The organism is Ancylomarina sp. (assembly GCF_041555295.1).
Lineage (GTDB): Bacteria > Bacteroidota > Bacteroidia > Bacteroidales > Marinifilaceae > Ancylomarina.
Genome location: NZ_JBFFKR010000393.1, coordinates 1 through 2,535, shown reverse-complemented (window position 1 = coordinate 2,535; position 2,535 = coordinate 1). Strand labels below are relative to the sequence as shown.

Genomic DNA, 2,535 nt, shown 5'->3' with positions numbered 1-2,535 from the left:
GGTAAAACCTTTCACATCATCGGCAGTCCATCCCTCATTCTTCTCTCCATATTGTCCAAAAGCATCATTCATTAAATCGTTTGGAGAATTCACCCCAATCATCTGATAATACTTTGGATATAGCATCAGTTTCACTTCTCCTGAAACTGTTGCTTGTGTATCTTCGAGGAAGCACTCTATATTTCTCATTAAGGGCTCCAGGTATTGGGCTTCGTGCAAAAGCATACCGTAGAAATCACCTAATTGATCCTTCCAGTGCATCTGCCACTTGCTTAAGCAATGCTTCTCTAGCATTTCGTGAGCTTTCAGAATCAAAACAGGTGCAGCAGCTTCGAAGGCAACTCTCCCTTTTGTTCCCAATATGGTGTCCCCAATGTGCATGTCTCTGCCAATACCGTAGGCTGATCCTATTTTTTCTATGGTTTTAATCGCATCCAATGGATTATCGAACTTTTGTCCGTTTACCGATACGAGTTCTCCTTTTTCAAAGCCGATACTCAATTCGCTTGCTTCAGTTTGAGTCACCTGCGATGGATAAGCTTCCTCAGGAATGGTTTGATCCGATACCAAAGTTTCTTTTCCTCCAATACTGGTTCCCCAGATACCCGCATTAATCGAATAAGCCATTTTCTCAAAGGCATCATCAATGCCATGGTCTTTCAGGTATTGAATTTCTTCTTCACGGCTCAGCTCCAAATCTCTGGTTGGGGTAATAATTTGAGCATTGGGTGCCATAATCTTAAAAATCAGATCGAATCTGATTTGATCATTCCCTGCCCCTGTGCTTCCGTGGGCAATAAAGTCGGCTCCAATTTCATTGGCATATTGGGCAATAGCCATGGCTTGAAAAGCTCTTTCTGAACTTACTGATAAGGGGTAGCAGTTGTTTTTTAGAACATTACCCATTATGAGGTACTTGATACATTTTGCGTAATACTCTTCAGTCAAATCAATGCTGGTGTGTTCTATCACGCCCAGCTTTTGAGTTTTATTTTCAATTGCGGTTAGCTCTTCATCACTAAATCCGCCAGTATTTCCCAATACCGTATAAACCTTCATGCCCAAGTCCTTCGACAAGTGAAGGGCACAATATGTGGTATCTAATCCGCCACTGTAGGCTAAAACGACTTTTTTATCTTTTGTTATCATGATCTTCTTTTTACGATGATTGTTGCTAAATTTTTTGTTGAGGTTTTTTCGGATCACATAACATACCTGTACACAAACACATATTGTGATTGGTTCTTTGCAAGATGTCATAGTTGATGCATGACGCACAACCTTTCCAAAAGGTAACATCTTTAGTAAGTTCCGAAAAAGTAACGGGCTTGTAACCCAGGTCTGAATTGATTTTCATGACCGCCAAGCTGGTGGTTAATCCGAAGATTTTAGCTTCGGGGAAACGCTTTCTCGATAACTGGAAAGCCTTCTCTTTAATTTGCTTGGCCAAACCAACATAACGGTAGTCCGGGTGGACTATTAATCCCGAGTTGGCTACATATAACTCATGCTCCCAGGTTTCTATATAGCAAAAACCAATCACCTTGTTATCGGCAAAGGCAATGATCGCTTTTCCTTCCTGAAGTTTCTGAGCAATGTATAAAGGATTTCTTTTGGCAATCCCTGTTCCTCTTATTTTAGCAGCTGCTTCAATCATTTCGCATATCTCGGTAGCATACTCAATATGTATAATTCCCGATTCGATAACAGCTATTTCTTGTTTTATGTCTACAGTTTCCATTTTTTTCTAAATCGCTAGGTTTCCCAAAATAGAGCCACGCCTGTCAGGCTCAACCATTTATTATTAATCTCAATTTCGAAGCTTTCTTTCAAGCCGTTTGTTACCCTGTTATATCGGAGCCTTAGCCGATCTTCTCTCTTAAAAAATGTGTTCATCTTGTTTAATTTTACTTTGATTTATATTCTAAATTTCTTTCAAACCATCTCTTGTTCACGCCTATCACATCGAGTATTAGGCACAAAAAAAGCCCACCGTGGTCGACGGCAAGCTTATATATCCTATTTCAGTTAATAGCATATCAGACTCATCCGCCCCTTCTGGGTAGCAGTTCGAACGCAAATGGCGTCGGCTTACTGTGTAGATCGTTGTTGGCATATGAGTAATTGTTATAATTTAAATTTGAGTCTCAAAAAAAAAGTCCTAAAAAAAAGGCTTACCATATAAACGGTAAGCCTTTAAAATATATCATGGTCAATTCAGACAACACGACAATAAGACATCCACCGCTTTCTTTAAAAGTGCGCTTTGTCTTCGTCGGATGTTTAAAAATTGATTCATTGTTCTGTGTTTTATTCTTTGATACTTGATAATAGTTACTAACCGGGCATAAAAAAAGCCTTCCGATATAAAGGAAAGCCTGGAAAATAATCCACAAACAATGCTCCCTTATTGTTGAAATAAAGATCTGCGTCGTCGTCGAATTATCATTTTTGTAGCCATGCTTTTTCTATTTTTGTTGAGACAAATGTAGAGACAATTTTTCGATAAAACCAAATCAAGCCCAAAGGGAATAT

The 2,535-nt window shown here is 39.1% G+C and carries 2 protein-coding genes; both read right to left on the bottom strand.

Annotation, left to right across the window (positions count from 1 at the left end; all coding sequences use genetic code 11):
• Positions 1 to 1,149: argininosuccinate synthase (locus tag ABY905_RS16350; RefSeq protein WP_372645803.1), on the bottom strand; the 1,149-nt coding region annotated here is incomplete at its 3' end.
• Between the two features lie 25 nt (positions 1,150 to 1,174).
• Positions 1,175 to 1,741, bottom strand: a complete 567-nt coding sequence (locus ABY905_RS16345; protein WP_372645801.1) for a GNAT family N-acetyltransferase — start codon at positions 1,739 to 1,741, stop codon at positions 1,175 to 1,177.
• Positions 1,742 to 2,535 lie beyond the last annotated feature (794 nt).